The following is a 15,986-nucleotide window of genomic DNA, read 5'->3' as shown; positions in this document are numbered from 1 at the left end:
GGGCGAATCGGTCCGACTCACCCCTTCGCTACTTATGCCGTGGTGCTGACCAGATTCCCGCTGGTGGAACTCTTCGTCATTTCCTTGACCAGTGCACCGGCCACTTCTGCCATCGCAGCGCTGGTTTGCGCGATTTGCCCCTGAATGGACATCACCGCTTGCGATTTGGCCTCTGGCGTCGGATAGGTCTTGGCTTGTGCGGCCGCCAGTTGTTGTTGCTGCTCCTGAAGTTGCTTCTGCAATTCCTGCATGCGCTTGAGCAGCATCTTGACGGTAACGCTCAGGTTACTGCCGCTTTCAGCCTTGCTGTCTTCTTGCGCAGCACCACCGGTCCTGACCTGATTGCTCTCATCTTTTTCGGTGCCCAACGCCTTGGTTGAAGCATCCGCTTCCGCCTCGCTCATTGCATTGATGGTCGCTGCGGTTTTGCCGCCGATCGTGACTGCGCCAGGATTTGAAAAACCGACCGTCAGTGACATGTGAACTCCCTAAAATTCAGTTTCCTTGAACACCCATCGGCCCGCGCGAGGGTTTCTTTAGCAGAAAAGCCGAAACCGGCAACTCGAATCACTCGACAAAAGCAGTAGTCCCTTTCGGAGAGCCGAACGCGAAAGCATCCATTGTTCGGAAACCCGGATAAACGATTCACCCAACAATTTTCCAACTTATAAAATCTTGATGTAAATCATCAAGTTAAACATTTCTCTGACGCAAAGTACGGCTGGTACAGATCCTGCTCCCTCCATCGCACTCCGGGCATCCAGATCGGCTTGGGGTGCATCTAGATGAACCTGCATCAGCACCGTCTCACTACTAGAGAGAAAAATAATGAAATCTGCTTTCAACACTTTGGTTCCGGGCGCTTTGGCCCTCCTCCTGCTCCTGCCCGCCGCCCTTCAGGCAAAAGAAGTCGAAACCCAGACCAAGCTCGCGAACGTCGTGGTCCTTGCCACGGGCGGTACCATTGCCGGTGCCGGCGCAAGTGCCGCAAACAGCGCCACCTATCAGGCGGCCAAGGTTGGCGTCGAACAATTGATTGCCGGCATTCCCGAACTGAGCAAACTGGCGAACGTGCGTGGCGAGCAAGTCATGCAGATTGCCTCGGAAAGCATCACCAACGAAAACCTGCTGCAACTGGGTCGCCGCGTGGCAGAACTGGCTGATAGCAAAGACGTCGACGGCATCGTCATCACCCATGGCACCGACACCCTGGAGGAAACCGCTTACTTCCTCAATCTGGTGGAAAAAACCGACAAGCCGATCATCGTCGTCGGCTCGATGCGTCCGGGTACCGCCATGTCTGCCGATGGCATGCTCAACCTGTACAACGCCGTGGCCGTGGCCAGCAGCAAAGAAGCGCATGGCAAAGGCGTACTGGTGACCATGAACGATGAAATCCAGTCCGGTCGCGACGTCAGCAAAATGATCAACATCAAGACCGAGGCCTTCAAAAGTGCCTGGGGGCCACTGGGCATGGTGGTTGAAGGCAAATCCTACTGGTTCCGCTTGCCAGCCAAGCGTCACACCATGGATTCGGAATTCGACATCAAAAACATCAAGAGCCTTCCTGACGTAGAAATCGCTTATTCCTACGGCAACGTCAGCGATACTGCCTACAAGGCTCTCGCCCAATCCGGTGCCAAGGCCATCATCCATGCCGGCACCGGCAACGGCTCGGTATCCTCCCGCGTTGTGCCGACCCTGCAAGCGCTGCGCAAGGATGGCGTGCAAATCATTCGTTCGTCCCACGTCAACGCTGGCGGCTTCGTTCTGCGTAACGCCGAACAGCCAGACGACAAGTACGACTGGGTTGTGGCTCACGACCTGAACCCGCAAAAAGCCCGCATCCTGGCGATGGTCGCACTGACCAAAACCAACGACAGCAAAGAGCTGCAACGGATGTTCTGGGAATACTGATTCGCCTCCGCCCGATCAATTCTCGATCGGGCACCCTGCGCACCACTCGCCCCTTAGGCGGGTGGTGCGTCGCTTACAGCGATCTCGCATTTTTCCTACAAAAAAATCGACACGGCCCACACCAAAATCTGAAAACCGCTGTCAGAGGATTTTCTTGAATTTTAAGCAGTTGCGAAAATGCTTACAGTTAAATACTGTATGCACGTACAGCTTAATAAGGATAACCTCGTGGCCACCTCCCCTGATGCTCCTGACGCTTACGAACGCATGGGCATGCGCGTTCAGAAAATCATCAATTCCCCCACCGCACAGAAAGCCAAAGCCGCACTGATCTTCCGTCTGCCGGACGAGCCGATGGACGAGTGGGAGCGCCTGCTCGAGGAAATCGACGAGAACGACAACGTCACCCTCGCCTATCGCGACGACGGTGGCGTGCAGATTTTTTGGGTTGTACCGAAGGAAGATTGATTCAATGAGTGTCCGCTGTTTTGCTTTGCTGCTTTTGTTCATTGCCATGGGTGCCCAGGCTGGCGCACCCCGCACCTTTACCGAAGCCAAGAAGGTCGCCTGGAAGCTGTATGCGCCGCAGTCCACAGAGTTTTATTGCGGGTGCAAGTACACCGGCAACAAGGTTGATCTGAAGGCCTGCGGTTATGTACCGCGCAAGAATGCCAAGCGTGCGTCACGCATTGAATGGGAACACATCGTGCCGGCCTGGCAGTTCGGCCATCAGCGGCAGTGCTGGCAGGACGGTGGACGCAAGAACTGCACGCGTTACGACCCAAGTTATCAGAAGGCCGAAGCCGATCTGCATAACCTGGTGCCGAGTATTGGCGAGGTCAACGGAGACCGCAGCAACTTCAGCTACGGTTGGCTGCCGGTGCAATCCGGGCAGTATGGCTCATGCCTGACCCAAGTCGACTTCAAGGCGAAGAAGGTCATGCCTCGCCCGTCGATTCGCGGCATGATCGCCCGGACTTACTTCTACATGAGCAAGCAATATGGCTTGCGCCTGTCGAAGCAGGATCGACAATTGTACGAGGCCTGGGACAAGACCTACCCGGTGCAAGACTGGGAGCGTCAACGCAATCAAAGCGTGGCGTGTGTGATGGGGCGCGGTAATGAATTCGTCGGCCCGGTGAACATGAAAGCCTGCGGCTGATCGACCACTTGGAAAAAAGGCCTCGAACGTCATGTCCGAGGCCTTTTTTGTGGCTAGCTGCCCGCCTTGTTGTAGCGCCAGTACCCCATGAGGTTGAGCGACTGCCGCGCGATTCCGCATTCTCTGATCAGGTACCTGCGCAGGCTCATCACCGCAGCGCTTTCTCCAGCGATCCAGCCATAGCAACCCTCACTGGCTGTCTCGGCTATCTCCCAAAGAATCTCTTTGTCGATATCGACCTCGGCCAACTCGTCAGCCTCACCGATGGATGAGGCATGAATGGCTGGAACGGCTTTCTGTACCGCCGCCACCATCAACGTACCGGCGCTGGCCTGATCCCGGATCAGCCACTGCACCGTCAGCCCGGGCCAATCGGGAACTGTCAGCATATCCTCAGCACTGTCGACTTCGAAAAACGCCTGCGTCAGCGGTGGCTCGGCCATAGCGGCCAACTCATCGAGAATACCCATGGCCGCAGGTAGCGCCGTGCCGTCGGCGACCAGTAGAACCTGTTTGAGAGCCTGCGGCGGCTTCCATTCGAATCCTCCGGCGTCGTGCGCTGAAAAGCGGCGATCCGGAGCGAGAATCTGCATCGAATCACCGGGCTGGGCCCGAAGCGCCCAACGCGAAGCCGGTCCGGTTTCACCGTGCAGGACGAAATCGATATCCACTTCGCCTTGTTCGGCCCGCAAATGGCGAATGGTGTAAGTGCGCATGGCCGGACGCCGATCGGCAATCATTGCCTTGAAGCGGGCGTACCAACCCTCGCCCTGAGCAAGCCTGGCAGGCGAACCATCAGCCGCAGGAAAAAACAGTTTCACCCTTTGATCCGGCGCCCAGGTGGCCATTTCTTTAACAGCAGGACTGGCCAGCGTGATCCGCATCATGTGCGGGCTGAGTAAGGTTTTGCGATGCAGGATGACGTCGAACAGCTTGTAAGGATTGGCGGAGGCCATGCGGAGCTCCTTCGGAAAATCGTGACTGACTCGTATAAGACGAGCCACATCCGAGGTCCTTTAGGTTGCTCCGCTGAAACGCAGCGCTTACGGCGTGAGCGGGTGCTCGATCACCACCGATTCAATATTCTGCTTCTTGGCTTTCACCAGAGCAGCATCCACTTGTACTTTTCGGGCTTCAGCTTCGGCTTGCGAGTTGAAAGGACCAATCAGAATTCGCGCTTTGCCACTGCTGTCCTTGATCACCGTAGGTACGAAGGCGTGCTCGATCAACCAGCCACTCAGGTCGCTGACAGCCTGCGGGGTTTCGCCGCGCACTTCGAGATCCCATTGTGGTGCAGCGGCCGCAGCCGGCGCCGTCACTACAGCCGATTGTGGTTTTGCTGCGTCTGCATTCTTGCCTTCACCACACCCAGTCAATACCAGTGCCGCGACCAACCAAACCAATTTGCGCACAACGCTTCCCTCGAAATTCTCAAAGCCGCGATCTTATCATTCATAAATACTTCGCGAGGCCCGCAAAATGGGCACAAAACAACGAGATTGATGGTTGCAGCCTCTGTATAGTTACGCCCTGGGAATTAATGCCGCTTCTGCGCGTCAGAAAGAGGCACCCAAACCGTGAGACTTCGCACTAATCTATACGTACCACCGACCTCTGCACTGTCTGAATCAGGTGCCCTACAAAGCAATCAAGGAGAAGACCATGCTGATACTCACCCGCAAAGTCGGTGAAAGCATAAACATCGGTGATGACATTACTATCACCATTCTGGGCGTAAGCGGCCAACAGGTTCGCATTGGTATCAACGCTCCGAAAAACGTTGCAGTGCACCGTGAAGAGATTTACCAGCGCATTCAGGCTGGCCTGACCGCCCCGGACAAGCCACAAACTCCCTGAGCCGCCTCGCAGTCAGTAGCCAGTCCGTTTACCTTGTGGAATGACTGGCTAGAGATTCACGCGCCGTTTTGCCATCCGCTCCCCAAGCTCCTTGGGCACGGCGCCTGACACATGATCCTTCCGCGTTACCCTCCCGCCCTTTCTGCTGATCGATACTACCGAGCATTCTCAAGGCTGGCTGTCGGACATTTCCGATAGAGCGAAGGGAATTCGCCTTCCTACCCGAACGTCACACCACGTGCCATGCCTGTAGCTGCAACCATCATCAGCACCAGCAGCAGCGCTTCGACGTGACTGATGCGTGCAAACAACTTTGCTCTCCCGGTATCGAGTACCGCCCCCCGCGCCTTGGCGATCCGCCATTTGATCAGCGTGATCATCGGCGCAAGCTCCATCAACAGAATCAGAACGAACAACGTCATCTTCAGATGAAACAGCGGCTGATGAAGATAATAGTCAGTGCCTTTTTCGTAACCACCAAAGGCACGCATCCCGCCGGTGATCAACAAGATCAGCGCGCAAATTCCCCAGAGATTGTCAGCCAGCAGAACCCGCCCGGCCTCCCCCGTCCCGGCCGCCAGGCGACTGAACGCCGTCCCACGCGTCAGCACCGCCCAAAAACCCAAGGCAAATGCCAAGAGATGAATAGCTGCTAGAAACCAGTGAACCAGCATCGATACCCCCATCAGAAAGAGTTGAAAATCGGCCAGTCAGTAGTAGTCGAAAAAACAAGGATTTGCCTGCGAGTAATCGCCAGGCAATTACGAAGCATCGAGAGGGAAATGAAGCGGAAAAGCCAAATCGCAGGCAAAAAAAATCCCAAGCAGCTGATGGAAGCTTGGGATTTAAAAATGCATAAACCGTGGTGGTGAACGCGGGGCGGATCTTACTGAATCAAGCTGCACCTAACAACTTATTTTTGATAACCGGTCGGTTAAAAATCATCGTAAGTCATTAAATATCCACAACATTTCAAAGTACGATGGCGACAGACGGTTACTCTTCGGCCGCCACAAAGCATCAGAATTGGCAACAACCACTTCCGCCCGGCCTGAAGATTCGTGCGCAAATCAGTAACGATCGCAAATCAACAGCGCGCCACGAAAACACCATCCAGATTCAGTCAATAAAAAAGATGTAACAATTGTTAACCATGATTCGAAATAGTAGGATCTTCTGCGTACGAACTTACATGGACGGTTCAACTTGATGCACTTTAATCCTATGGACAGGTTCCTCCCTGCCGGCGCCCGCTCCCCGCCGCTTCCCGCACCGCCCAAACATTTCATAAAGACTCCATGGATAGCTCGCATCGTCGAATTCAGCGACAGCCTGCCAGCACCCGCCTGAAACGTTGAAAAGGAATTTCCCATGAGTGGCAAACCCGCAGCTCGCGTAACAGATCCCACCAACTGCCCTCTGCCGGGACATGGCACGAATCCGATTGCCAGTGGTTCACCCAATGTAAACTTCGATGGCTTGGCTGCTGCTCGAATGACCGACAAATCAGCGTGCGGCAGCCCCATTACCGGCGGTGTAAGCGCGACGGTTTTCATCAACGGACTGAATGCGGCAACTAAAGACAGCACTGGTGCCCACGGCAATGTGGTGATTGGCGGATCCGGCACAGTGATTATTGGCGACACCGTGGTCACAGCACCGTTTAGTGGCTTGATGCCAATGCCCGTGCACTTCAGCGACAAGTTTCAACTGATCGATGAAGATTCTGGCGATCCCCTGCCGGATCACGTCTACGCCTTCCAGCGCGCCAATGGCAGCATCGAACACGGCGTCAGCGACAAGAATGGCTACACACACGTTGTCAACTCGCACCTTGCGGAAACCATCACGCTCTTTTTAGAAGACTGAGTTATCGCCGAACCCACAAATCAACATTTTTGAGCGAGCATCAACGTGACAGACGTGATCAGCCCCAATGGCAAAAAAATGTCGCCCAGACTCACAAGAGCGGTGACCCCGATAAAAGACACCACCGCGAAAACGATGTTGCTGTCAGTCAAGCAAGAGAAAAGACGGGCGGAAAATGAAGAGTATCTGAAGAACAAGAACGTGAAGGCTTTTCTGGATACCATTTCAGAGGCCGAGGGCGGTGACTACCATGCCAAGTTTGGTTATGGATGGGCTCGCGGAGACTGGAAGTTTACGGATGAATCAACGCACCCTGGAGCAGGGTTTGGCGGATCGACCACAGCGTCAGGCAGGTATCAGATCACCAAGTCCACATGGAAATTGCAATGCACCACAGCAATGGGCTTGACTGATTTTTCACCCCACACTCAGGATTTAACTGCAATCGAGATCCTTCGATCAGTAAAGGCAATTGATCCAATCATAAATGGCGACATCAAAGATGCAATTCACAAGGCATCTGGCCAGTGGGAAGCCTTACCCATGGGCCCAGGCCAAACTAACCGCCCGCTGAATGGAAAGCCCTCCGGCCAAAAGTACATGCCCTATGACGACGTCGTGTCGACTTACAAGAAATTTGGCGGGACTGCTAAATGAGAACACATCTGTTCGTATCTTTATTGCTGTGCTTTAGCTGCACCTTTGCCAGCGCAACAGAAATCCCGATAAAAGAAGGCATGCCTTTTTTGTCAGCGAGGAAAGAACTCCTTAAAAAAGGCTGGAAACCAAGCATCTCTAAAGAGATGCAGCCTGTTGGAACGGCTATAGAACTTAAAAGCAGGGGAATCATTGAAATCGAACGATGCACTCAAGGCGTGCAGTATTGCGTGTTCCACTACAAGAAAAACAAGCAATGTTTGGGCGTCACCACAACTGGCGAAGAGGTAGAGGAACTTGTTATTGATGCCTGGGATTTTAAGTGCCAATGACCCTTTCAGATTTTTGATGCGCGCTTAAGGCGAACCTTAACGGACTCCGAAAAATGCAACCTTATGCGATCACCTGTGTTCTTCTCGCCTGCATCAGCTTCTTTGCCAGTGCCACTGAGCTCCCCATAACGAAGGGGATGCCATTTCTGAGCGCGCGAAAGGCGTTGATCAAGCAGGGTTGGATTCCGGATCCAACGGATGAAACGGCCCCCGACGGCGCCATGAAAACGAAGTAGAGCGATGCACGGAAGGCGTTCAATACTGCGAGTTCAACTATAAGAAAAACGATGCATACCTGGTCGTCAGCACGATAGGTGAGAAGGCAAAAGACATGAGAGTCGACGCTTGGAATATTGAATGCCAATAATCCCTACAGGCACAACAGCACTCCCGGCGCCCAAATGAACAAGCTCGAGACCTTTTGGGCACTCCGCACAAACCGCAGACAACAAAAAAGGGCCCACCGTTCGGTGAGCCCTTCCAGACCGCCCAGCAGAGCGGATTTTGTTTGGTAGGCGCGATTGGACTCGAACCAACGACCCCCATGTCAAGGTCTGCTTGCGCAAGCTGCATGCCTTGCTGGTCTTGGATTTCACAGAACGCCCATTCACATCATGAGGCGTAAAAAATGGTCAATATTCGCTTACTTCCGTCCGGTAACTGGAACGCTCAGGTACGCGTAAAGGTAAATATCCCCAGTCGAAAACCTTCAATACCAAAGCTGAAGCAGAGTCATGGGTAAACCATACCCTGTATGTACCGTGAAGGTATTCCAGCGGCGTTTCCATTGAAATGATCTGTAAGCTACTGAACCATTCCAGTCCAGCTATCACAATGGGTACATCGGTATCACTCAAGATCAGGTTGAGGCCACCTACCATGAATTTGTTATATGAGTTACCTGACTTTCTGTAATCAATTCTAGGTAGCAATAAACGCCGTACACGCACAAAAACTATCGCTCAGCCTAAACATCCTATACGCAAGTCTCAGCAGCCTCAGACTACTCACCGACATCACTACTGGATTTCGTGATTATAAACCACCAAACCGCCCCTGATTGCCCTACAGGCTGGATATGCCTGATCAATACCCATATTGCCCCCGCCAATGTCACCACGTGATTGAATACTAACTGCCAACTGTGTTTCTCGCGGGGCGAGAGTCAAAACACAGTTCTTTAAATAAACCAGTAAAGTTAACCATTAAAATGGTTTAATATAAAAAACCGCCAAGGAACAACCATAACAATTCTCTAAATCTGCGCTACCTACCATGAACGTTGCGCACTCAAAAACTTCAACACCCCATCAAATTATATAATAACCCGCCGGTACAAAGTGAATGCACCACATATAACAATTAGAAATTTACCTTTGTTAACTTACAAACTCGAAGGCTAATAGCTCATCGAACAAAATAATGCTGATTCTTTTCCCAGTCACTATATATAGGGGAAATCAAAAGCTGACGATCACAGCGAGTCTCTATAAAAAAATGGTCTAAATTATCAACAATCAACACATAAGCATTTAAATTTTTATCCAGCTTAGGACAACCTAGCACATAAATGAAAAATGGATTATTAGGATACCTTTCTGCGGCTTTAGCAGCTGCCACTATTTTCTCAATCAACCGTCGATAATATGGAGACTTCGTCTCCAGCGATGAACTAATTACCGGCCGTGCAACCTTTACATAAACATCAACCAAACGACTTCGAACATTGAATGACCGCCCAAATAGAAACGTGTAATATTCATCATTAGTAACTATATTTTTTGCCAACCCACAGTATATATACCGCCGATACATATCTGGCAAATTATTATCTACAGGAATAAAAGCAGATTTAACTGTCCCGCTATAACCATCTAGTACAAGCCTGCGCCTGCTATGCCACTCCCCATTCAACAGAATTTCTACCGAATAACACTTCGGATTGGAAGCCCCTGCATTCGCTTCGGAGTAATCATTCGGGATATACTTGAGAGGCTTTGTTACATCTATCTCCACCCCATTAAATTTCCGGGGTACCGTAAAGTACTTTTTAGGTCGAGCATTTTCAAATATAATCTCAGCATCATCATTTAGCGAAAGTCGTGATCTTTTTTTCCGCCCTACCCTAAAGATTACCGGATTTTTATACTCAACTTCATAAGCGCACCCATCAGCATGCCCGCGCTCCGAGTTTATAGCTGTTTTAAAATGCGGACTAACTTTAAAAGTCGACCTCCCTAGATTTACACAAACATACCCAGCCCTGCACTCTGGGTCGAGACAGGCAAAGTCTCCCCTACCAGCAATCAAGCCTTGCCGATACAACTCCCCTACCTCATTAATCTCCACTTCTCTTTGGAGACTTACGCAGTACGCACGATCCCTCAGAATCACCAGAAGCCAAATTTATTATTAATTAATTACCCCAACAAAATAACTCTACCCTTAAACCATTACCTTCAATGAAACTCTCGAAATCGCGCTTCGAGAACGACAACGAAGAAATAGTTAATTATTTATTCGCGTGAGTATGTTGCATGGAGAAATTTCTATCGAGCCTGATCCAGAAAACCAAAGCTCCTCATTTCTAACTGGATCAATCACCAACCCAACACTATATTTTTGATTAAAAAAATCGCGCTGTGTTTTTCTGTCAGTGCCACTGAAAAACGCTCCTAAATTTGGATGACTATGATACCAACCCACCACGAAGCTACTGGAACTTTTGGCCGCATTCGCACATTGCCAAACAGTGGAGTCCATGCTTAGCGATACAGAAGTAGAATCAAACTCTAAGCTTTCTATTGAGTCTTCAATATTGACGACAGCGACCCCAGCCTCTAAATCATGTGAGCTTACAACGCTCCCGAGCAACAGCCCACCGAGCTCGACGCAGTCGGAATTTAAATGTCTAAGTATTTTACTTCGCGTCTCATCAGAAACCGTAACAATCGGAAAGTGTTTTGACGCACTAATCAACCTAAGCAAATCAAAACAGGTCCATCCAAGCGTTATCTGCTTGAGTTGAACCGCAGATATATCTGATTTTACATTATTCCATTTCATGATTAAGTTTCTATATAAAATTTAGCGTTGCATTTAGGGCATGCAAGATTTCCTTTTCTTCCCTTTGGTACACGAAGAGAACTGCGACATGAAGGGCACGAGACTAAAGCCTTTTCTTCAGAACCAACGCTGACATTACTCCAACCAATCTTGCTGGCTGCTTGCTCTTTAATAATTAATTTATCTGTCGGGAAAGCCCCGGGATTGGTCTTAATAGCCGACCGGTACCAGAGCAGTGCATCCCGATTCGCTGGCGAGGCTTCATTCAAAATATTGCTTTCAAAAGTTATTATTTGAATTATTCGTTTCACCAGCAAATCAAGCCCTTGAGTGGGAAGCCACTTGGCACCTAAGCAAACTCTGCCTGAACTGTACACATTAGGGTGATATATAGGAGTCGTAATAGTTGCTAACGGCTCCTGAAAAGGATAACGACTAAGAAGCTCTATCTTCACTAATGTCTTTTTCTGTACTTGGCTCGGATACGTTGATGAGGGAGCAGTTGGAAAATTCAACTCAAGGTTGACTACATTAATTGGGTTTCCAGCTGTACTTTTAATGACAACTCGGCCAGCAACCGCCTTTGATAGCTCTTCAATTTTACGAAGATCTTGTAATACTCGCTCGGCGAATGCGCTCATAATAAATCACCCCGCAACCAAAACTGGTTGAACTTCGAGAACATCGCCGCTTTTTATCCCACTATCCCCAAGACTCGAGTTTGGTGTGAGGGTTTTACCAGATGTTGTATTAACCAAGCTGTAGTCTGTATCCGTCGGAAGCGTCCAATTATCTACGGAGGCTTGAATTATATCCGCACCTGTATTGCTACTATCCAACGTAACTTCAGCCTTTCTTGTTTGATCCGCAGTTCTGATAATCACATGTATATCCGACACTTTTATCTCTCCATCTCTACGACAAATGTTTGATTATTGGCATTGAAGGTAATATATTTACACGGAAATTCTCTACCTTGAAAAACCTGTTCAAGGTCCGATAGCGAGATTGAGTCTTTAATCACAACCTCTACAGACTCCTGCCCACATTGATTGCAAGTATTAATCGACGAATCGTACTTAGACGCCTTATCGAAAATAATAGTCGCAGATTCCAATGTAGGATTGCAGCTAGTGCAGCGAGTGGATATTAAAATCGGATCACTGGTAATAACACAGTCATCGGGGCATCCTGAAGGTAAATTAAAAACACCTTGAATTAACGCCGTACCTTTCAGTACCGAAATACTCTCACTTAGAGATGAGCATCCCGGGCAGGTGCAACTTTCCTCGATTGTACTAACCGTAGACTTACCAGAAAACGAGTCAACCAATATTCTTTTTGATACCGCTACTTCTACTTCCTTCAGCATCTCAAGCGCATTCGAGGCGGCAAGTGCCCCAGTAAGGCTTGATGTAACTATTGTGGTTGGGATTTTTTTTTCGATAAACGATATTTTTTTTAACCAGCCACAAGAATAGCGCTGCTGCATGCGCTCGTAGGCACTATTTGGAAGATTGCATTCATAGCACGCGATGCAATCAGTGGACTTAAACGGAAATACCTCAACCTGACAGAATCTACTATCAATCCCGGTATTTATGAGGTTGGTTTTTGTGATTAAGCAGAGCTGGTTTAGCCTGATACGAGCTTCAAAGTTATCAACACAACAAACTATACAGTTATAAGATGCGGCTTTATCTAGCGACATCTCTTCCCAGACGTCACCAACAAATGCACTCACATTAATGTTGGGATCAAGCTCTTTTATTCTCTCTGCTGCTACTTCCGCCTTTAATCCTCCAACATCCTTCTCTCTAAACAACACGCTTCTCGTTAGATTATGAATCTCTATAGAGTCAAAATCGTATAAATCAATATGCCCAGCGCCTAACAATGCTAAGTTTTTTGCGACTTCATTTCCAACAGCACCACAACCAACAATGGCAAATTTTGATGCTTTTACAGCTTCCTGAGAAAACCAGTCAATCAAAGAATGGCGCTGATAGCGATCACTATTCATGACGCATTTTCCTGTTTTATTTTTTCTAACGCCTGATTGAGAAGCTTAATAACTTCAGTGGCATGTTTTTCCATAAAACAATCAGCCCTATCTGGGTGGTATAGCTTTACCTTTTTCCGATAGGCTTTTTTAATTTCTTCCATAGTTGCCCCAACCTCTACTCCAAGGCGCTCGTAGGGAGTTTGTTTCTTGATTAAATCAAGTTGATCTTTATACCCATTATCGAGGTTGGTCCATTTCATCATTTGACACTCAATATCATTGATTTTTCTGACACAATGATTTCATATCCGAACTTAGGATGCTTGACAATTAAGCCTCGAACCCGGATCGTTTTTCCTTGCAGGCTATGGACATAGTTATTGCCACCGACTTTTCTAACAGCACCACGGAAAAACACCAACTTAAACCCGCTAACCCATGATTTCCCTTCAAACATAACAGCAAAATCACTACCACGACGACTTTCATTTACTTTATAAACTTGACCTTCGAAGGTAACTACCGAGCCAACATACTCCTTGTAGTTACTTAGAGTCACAACCGTAGGAGCGTAATCTTTCCCGCTTGCAGCGCCTGCACCAACAACAACCGAAATGATATTTACAGATTGGCAAGACACGCACTTAGAATCATTGACCTCAACTAAAACCTGAAGGCTTTCGGTGTGATAATAAACTTTGCATGACTGGCATTGATGCAATCCGAGAGCACTATCTAAAGGTGCTCCAGTAAACGCATCATGCAACCCAGCTAAATCAACACTAAAACTTGATGATTTATTACTAACCGATGACGCCACCGCTGACTCATTAAACTTTATTTTAGGCTTAGTTGTAGGGCGCGCGGAAGGTCTAAATACCTCTGGACTTGTATGCTTGGCGGTAGTAACCGTACGTGCTACAGGGCGAACAGGAGTGACTGGCGTGTTGCTGCCCTGTCGCTGCTGAGTCTTCTTACTGTTTACAGATTGCCATTTATTGTATAAGGCTCCTGCCAACAAAACACCCACAATCACCAATAAAGTACCCATTGCATTCCTTTTCTTCAAGCAAACCCAGAACTACAACTTAAAAACTCAACTACAATAATTCGCATCAACCAATTAATATCTTCTAACTTTTTAAATCTAACCTAAAGACGAATAGTCTGTCCAGCAGTACAAACCCAGCTCGTTGTACTGCATCCAATGCCAAGCCAACTCTAAAATATCGATCAACCGAGCATAAAAAACCTGCTTTCATTATGACTCTCTTGGTGTGCCGAAAGTGGTCTGATTATGCTGCCTTGGGAAGGTCGACAGGCTTTTTCGAGTTATCAGCATCATCGCACTGAGCCTCGAAGATTGTAGCGAGTCTTGCTTCTGCTGCTTCTGTTGCGGTGATTCGGTCAGCCGCATGATCATCGTCTATCTGATTGAGCCTGTTTCTGATCGTCCACATGCTAGCGACTGTCGTTTGAATTCCTGCCCCCTTCAGTTCGGCTCGAAACGATTCGTATCCGGTGTAACCGCCGTAACCACTCTTGGCATTCATCTGCCCATAGATGTGCTTTTGCTGCCAATCAAGTTTGACGTCTTTAAACAGCACTGCATCTGGGTCTGGGTCTTTGTACCTCTCCGCAATACTCTTCTTGGCTGCATTGGCGGGCGTTAGCAGACGTTGCTCTTCTGACTCCTGGCATCCCGTGAGTGTCAGCAAGCAGGTAGTGATTGCAATAAGCGTCTTCATATCGCGTTCCGATGCGAGTAGGTGCGTCATATTAGCGGGAGCTATGGCTGACTGCCATCACATCAGTCGATTGACCTGGAGCTAAATCTTGGGATTTCCAGTGTGATCGCCGTAGGCATAGCCCATCCGTGACGATTCACGTTCACGCTCCCGGCTGTACATCTCACTCAACGTCCACTTCAGGCGCTCATGTTCAACCTTCAGCGATGCCAACTTGGTAGAGCTATCCCGGTACATGATGATCAGGGTGGCGATGTTCTGGTGTGCCTTTCGCAAGTCTCTAAGTTTCGTTTCCAGTTCCGCACACAAGAGGGCGCAGTGATACTTCAGCATCTCCGTGTCGGACAGCATGCCCAGCTCAAAACCGTTGTCATCGATCAAATCGTCTTCCATCCCGCATACACCATGAACTGTATATCCAAGCAGTATCGCTGACGCTCGCGAGCCTCAAAATTTGTGTTCCTTGCAGGTGCGCCTGTGGTTGGCTTTCGGACGGATGACTCAGTTAACATCCGAAAAATCGGGCGGGTACAGGTGATGAGATGCAAGCCAACGGCGCAAAACGAACCGCTAGATTGAATACGGTGAAGAAGGTGTTTTGGTGGGTACTAGGGACAATGGTCGCAGTACCGATAACAAAATGGGTAGAGACACAACTGAATTTATCGTTCATCAGTCCAGCCATTGCCGGGCTATGGAACTGCATATCCGCGCTCGAAGCATGGTTTATGCGAGACGTCTCCCTACCAATCTGGGCCATCTCGCTACTGCTATTGCTTGCGTGCTTGCTGTTGATACCGCTGCTGATACTCATATACGCCGGATATGAGGCAGACACGAACGAAGTCGATTCCTACCCCTTGAGTAACGATCAGGTGCAGGTGTTCCTGTGCATAGGAAGATCGGTCAATAGCGGGAACAACATCACGTTCAGTGGCTTGGTTGAGCTTACACGCTTGTCGAGAATTGCCACCCATAACGCCCTTGACGTACTCATGGCCTTTCAATTGATCACCGGTGCTTCAGACAACATGGGCTACGAATACATCGACCTTACTCGACGAGGGCGAGAGTTTTACATGGATTTACAGCGCGGTACGGCACCTGCTGGCACGTAATTCCCCACCATCAACGCCCATCTATTGTCCGTTCACATTGCCCAGTGTGAACGAAGCCTTTATTTTGTGAACGTTCTGCATGAAATTTGAAGCACAAAAAAGGGCCCACCTTTCGGTGAGCCCTTCCAGACCGCCCAGCAGAGCGGATTTTGTTTGGTAGGCGCGATTGGACTCGAACCAACGACCCCCACCATGTCAAGGTGGTGCTCTAACCAACTGAGCTACGTGCCTGCTGTGAGGCGGCATTCTACGGAA

The 15,986-nt window shown here is 49.3% G+C and carries 20 protein-coding genes and 2 tRNA genes; 8 read left to right on the top strand and 14 right to left on the bottom strand.

Annotated features, from left to right (window positions below; translation table 11 throughout):
- Window positions 1-32 precede the first annotated feature (32 nt).
- Window positions 33-479: a hypothetical protein gene (locus ACRRSD_RS25270; protein ID WP_435035963.1), complete on the bottom strand. Its 447-nt coding sequence runs from the start codon at window positions 477-479 to the stop codon at window positions 33-35.
- A gap of 349 nt (window positions 480-828) precedes the next feature.
- On the opposite strand from ACRRSD_RS25270, the gene ACRRSD_RS25265 reads away from it, so the two are divergent.
- The 3 genes from ACRRSD_RS25265 (at window position 829) to ACRRSD_RS25255 (ending at window position 3,079) form a co-directional block, all read left to right on the top strand.
- Window positions 829-1,917, top strand: coding sequence for an asparaginase (locus ACRRSD_RS25265; protein ID WP_435035961.1), 1,089 nt, complete (start codon window positions 829-831; stop codon window positions 1,915-1,917).
- A 198-nt stretch (window positions 1,918-2,115) separates the two neighbouring features.
- Window positions 2,116-2,385: a DUF1654 domain-containing protein gene (locus ACRRSD_RS25260; RefSeq protein WP_166219800.1), complete on the top strand. Its 270-nt coding sequence runs from the start codon at window positions 2,116-2,118 to the stop codon at window positions 2,383-2,385.
- Window positions 2,386-2,389: 4 nt separating this feature from the next.
- Window positions 2,390-3,079 carry an endonuclease gene (locus tag ACRRSD_RS25255; protein WP_110719686.1) on the top strand — a complete coding sequence of 230 codons (690 nt, stop codon included), beginning with the start codon at window positions 2,390-2,392 and terminating at the stop codon, window positions 3,077-3,079.
- Window positions 3,080-3,132: 53 nt separating this feature from the next.
- On the opposite strand, the gene ACRRSD_RS25250 is transcribed toward ACRRSD_RS25255, so the two are convergent.
- Window positions 3,133-4,035, bottom strand: a complete 903-nt coding sequence (locus ACRRSD_RS25250) for a siderophore-interacting protein (RefSeq protein ID WP_435035959.1) — start codon at window positions 4,033-4,035, stop codon at window positions 3,133-3,135.
- A gap of 87 nt (window positions 4,036-4,122) precedes the next feature.
- A complete protein-coding gene (locus tag ACRRSD_RS25245; RefSeq protein ID WP_095123139.1) occupies window positions 4,123-4,491 on the bottom strand; it encodes a penicillin-binding protein activator LpoB in 369 nt (122 codons plus the stop codon).
- Between the two features lie 250 nt (window positions 4,492-4,741).
- Here ACRRSD_RS25245 and csrA point away from each other — a divergent pair, with 250 nt between their 5' ends.
- Window positions 4,742-4,936: a carbon storage regulator CsrA gene (gene csrA / locus ACRRSD_RS25240; RefSeq protein WP_003179932.1), complete on the top strand. Its 195-nt coding sequence runs from the start codon at window positions 4,742-4,744 to the stop codon at window positions 4,934-4,936.
- A gap of 218 nt (window positions 4,937-5,154) precedes the next feature.
- Here csrA and ACRRSD_RS25235 read toward each other — a convergent pair whose 3' ends face one another.
- Window positions 5,155-5,610, bottom strand: coding sequence for a DUF2214 family protein (locus tag ACRRSD_RS25235; protein WP_435035957.1), 456 nt, complete (start codon window positions 5,608-5,610; stop codon window positions 5,155-5,157).
- Between the two features lie 697 nt (window positions 5,611-6,307).
- Between ACRRSD_RS25235 and ACRRSD_RS25230 the strand changes: the two genes are divergently transcribed.
- Genes ACRRSD_RS25230 through ACRRSD_RS25220 form a run of 3 tightly spaced genes read left to right on the top strand, consistent with a single transcriptional unit; the run spans window position 6,308 to window position 7,794 of the window.
- Window positions 6,308-6,805, top strand: a complete 498-nt coding sequence (locus tag ACRRSD_RS25230) for a PAAR domain-containing protein (RefSeq protein ID WP_435035956.1) — start codon at window positions 6,308-6,310, stop codon at window positions 6,803-6,805.
- Window positions 6,806-6,850: 45 nt separating this feature from the next.
- Window positions 6,851-7,462 carry a hypothetical protein gene (locus ACRRSD_RS25225; protein ID WP_435035954.1) on the top strand — a complete coding sequence of 204 codons (612 nt, stop codon included), beginning with the start codon at window positions 6,851-6,853 and terminating at the stop codon, window positions 7,460-7,462.
- Window positions 7,459-7,794: a hypothetical protein gene (locus ACRRSD_RS25220; RefSeq protein ID WP_435035952.1), complete on the top strand. Its 336-nt coding sequence runs from the start codon at window positions 7,459-7,461 to the stop codon at window positions 7,792-7,794. Before ACRRSD_RS25225 ends, ACRRSD_RS25220 begins: the two co-directional genes overlap by 4 nt.
- A gap of 509 nt (window positions 7,795-8,303) precedes the next feature.
- Here the strand turns inward: ACRRSD_RS25220 and ACRRSD_RS25215 are convergent.
- From ACRRSD_RS25215 to ACRRSD_RS25175, 9 genes are all read right to left on the bottom strand, one after another.
- Window positions 8,304-8,371 (bottom strand) — tRNA-Val (locus ACRRSD_RS25215).
- Between the two features lie 830 nt (window positions 8,372-9,201).
- Window positions 9,202-10,119: a hypothetical protein gene (locus ACRRSD_RS25210; protein WP_435035951.1), complete on the bottom strand. Its 918-nt coding sequence runs from the start codon at window positions 10,117-10,119 to the stop codon at window positions 9,202-9,204.
- Between the two features lie 183 nt (window positions 10,120-10,302).
- Window positions 10,303-10,860, bottom strand: a complete 558-nt coding sequence (locus tag ACRRSD_RS25205; RefSeq protein ID WP_435035949.1) for a Mov34/MPN/PAD-1 family protein — start codon at window positions 10,858-10,860, stop codon at window positions 10,303-10,305.
- Window positions 10,861-10,862: 2 nt separating this feature from the next.
- On the bottom strand, window positions 10,863-11,501 hold the full coding sequence (locus tag ACRRSD_RS25200; RefSeq protein WP_435035947.1) for a ubiquitin-conjugating enzyme E2: 639 nt from the start codon (window positions 11,499-11,501) through the stop codon (window positions 10,863-10,865).
- A gap of 260 nt (window positions 11,502-11,761) precedes the next feature.
- Complete coding sequence (locus ACRRSD_RS25195) at window positions 11,762-12,883, bottom strand: HesA/MoeB/ThiF family protein (protein WP_435035946.1); 1,122 nt, start codon at window positions 12,881-12,883, stop codon at window positions 11,762-11,764.
- Window positions 12,880-13,125 carry a J domain-containing protein gene (locus ACRRSD_RS25190; protein WP_435035944.1) on the bottom strand — a complete coding sequence of 82 codons (246 nt, stop codon included), beginning with the start codon at window positions 13,123-13,125 and terminating at the stop codon, window positions 12,880-12,882. Before ACRRSD_RS25190 ends, ACRRSD_RS25195 begins: the two co-directional genes overlap by 4 nt.
- On the bottom strand, window positions 13,125-13,916 hold the full coding sequence (locus ACRRSD_RS25185; protein ID WP_435035942.1) for a hypothetical protein: 792 nt from the start codon (window positions 13,914-13,916) through the stop codon (window positions 13,125-13,127). The genes ACRRSD_RS25190 and ACRRSD_RS25185 overlap by 1 nt, the downstream gene beginning before the upstream one ends.
- 244 nt (window positions 13,917-14,160) lie before the next feature.
- Complete coding sequence (locus ACRRSD_RS25180; protein ID WP_435035940.1) at window positions 14,161-14,613, bottom strand: hypothetical protein; 453 nt, start codon at window positions 14,611-14,613, stop codon at window positions 14,161-14,163.
- An 81-nt stretch (window positions 14,614-14,694) separates the two neighbouring features.
- Complete coding sequence (locus tag ACRRSD_RS25175) at window positions 14,695-15,006, bottom strand: hypothetical protein (protein ID WP_435035939.1); 312 nt, start codon at window positions 15,004-15,006, stop codon at window positions 14,695-14,697.
- Between the two features lie 149 nt (window positions 15,007-15,155).
- On the opposite strand from ACRRSD_RS25175, the gene ACRRSD_RS25170 reads away from it, so the two are divergent.
- Entirely contained in the window at window positions 15,156-15,731 is a 576-nt protein-coding gene (locus ACRRSD_RS25170) for a hypothetical protein (RefSeq protein ID WP_435035937.1), read from the top strand.
- A 154-nt stretch (window positions 15,732-15,885) separates the two neighbouring features.
- Here the strand turns inward: ACRRSD_RS25170 and ACRRSD_RS25165 are convergent.
- Window positions 15,886-15,962, bottom strand: a tRNA-Val gene (locus ACRRSD_RS25165).
- Between the last annotated feature and the right edge of the window lie 24 nt (window positions 15,963-15,986).

Source organism: Pseudomonas neuropathica (assembly GCF_051174785.1).
GTDB lineage: Bacteria > Pseudomonadota > Gammaproteobacteria > Pseudomonadales > Pseudomonadaceae > Aquipseudomonas > Aquipseudomonas neuropathica_A.
Note: the sequence above shows the minus strand (reverse complement) of the source record. Positions and strands in the feature narration are given on the sequence as shown.

Excerpts from the sequence above, each read along its gene's own strand:
- ACRRSD_RS25270 (WP_435035963.1), bottom strand. The coding sequence starts at position 479 with ATGTCACTGACGGTCGGTTTTTCAAATCCTGGCGCAGTCACGATCGGC.
- ACRRSD_RS25265 (WP_435035961.1), top strand. The coding sequence starts at position 829 with ATGAAATCTGCTTTCAACACTTTGGTTCCGGGCGCTTTGGCCCTCCTC.
- ACRRSD_RS25260 (WP_166219800.1), top strand. The coding sequence starts at position 2,116 with ATGCACGTACAGCTTAATAAGGATAACCTCGTGGCCACCTCCCCTGAT.
- ACRRSD_RS25255 (WP_110719686.1), top strand. The coding sequence starts at position 2,390 with ATGAGTGTCCGCTGTTTTGCTTTGCTGCTTTTGTTCATTGCCATGGGT.
- ACRRSD_RS25250 (WP_435035959.1), bottom strand. The coding sequence starts at position 4,035 with ATGGCCTCCGCCAATCCTTACAAGCTGTTCGACGTCATCCTGCATCGC.
- csrA (WP_003179932.1), top strand. The coding sequence starts at position 4,742 with ATGCTGATACTCACCCGCAAAGTCGGTGAAAGCATAAACATCGGTGAT.
- ACRRSD_RS25235 (WP_435035957.1), bottom strand. The coding sequence starts at position 5,610 with ATGCTGGTTCACTGGTTTCTAGCAGCTATTCATCTCTTGGCATTTGCC.
- ACRRSD_RS25230 (WP_435035956.1), top strand. The coding sequence starts at position 6,308 with ATGAGTGGCAAACCCGCAGCTCGCGTAACAGATCCCACCAACTGCCCT.
- ACRRSD_RS25220 (WP_435035952.1), top strand. The coding sequence starts at position 7,459 with ATGAGAACACATCTGTTCGTATCTTTATTGCTGTGCTTTAGCTGCACC.
- ACRRSD_RS25205 (WP_435035949.1), bottom strand. The coding sequence starts at position 10,860 with ATGAAATGGAATAATGTAAAATCAGATATATCTGCGGTTCAACTCAAG.
- ACRRSD_RS25200 (WP_435035947.1), bottom strand. The coding sequence starts at position 11,501 with ATGAGCGCATTCGCCGAGCGAGTATTACAAGATCTTCGTAAAATTGAA.
- ACRRSD_RS25195 (WP_435035946.1), bottom strand. The coding sequence starts at position 12,883 with ATGAATAGTGATCGCTATCAGCGCCATTCTTTGATTGACTGGTTTTCT.
- ACRRSD_RS25190 (WP_435035944.1), bottom strand. The coding sequence starts at position 13,125 with ATGAAATGGACCAACCTCGATAATGGGTATAAAGATCAACTTGATTTA.
- ACRRSD_RS25185 (WP_435035942.1), bottom strand. The coding sequence starts at position 13,916 with ATGGGTACTTTATTGGTGATTGTGGGTGTTTTGTTGGCAGGAGCCTTA.
- ACRRSD_RS25180 (WP_435035940.1), bottom strand. The coding sequence starts at position 14,613 with ATGAAGACGCTTATTGCAATCACTACCTGCTTGCTGACACTCACGGGA.
- ACRRSD_RS25175 (WP_435035939.1), bottom strand. The coding sequence starts at position 15,006 with ATGGAAGACGATTTGATCGATGACAACGGTTTTGAGCTGGGCATGCTG.
- ACRRSD_RS25170 (WP_435035937.1), top strand. The coding sequence starts at position 15,156 with ATGCAAGCCAACGGCGCAAAACGAACCGCTAGATTGAATACGGTGAAG.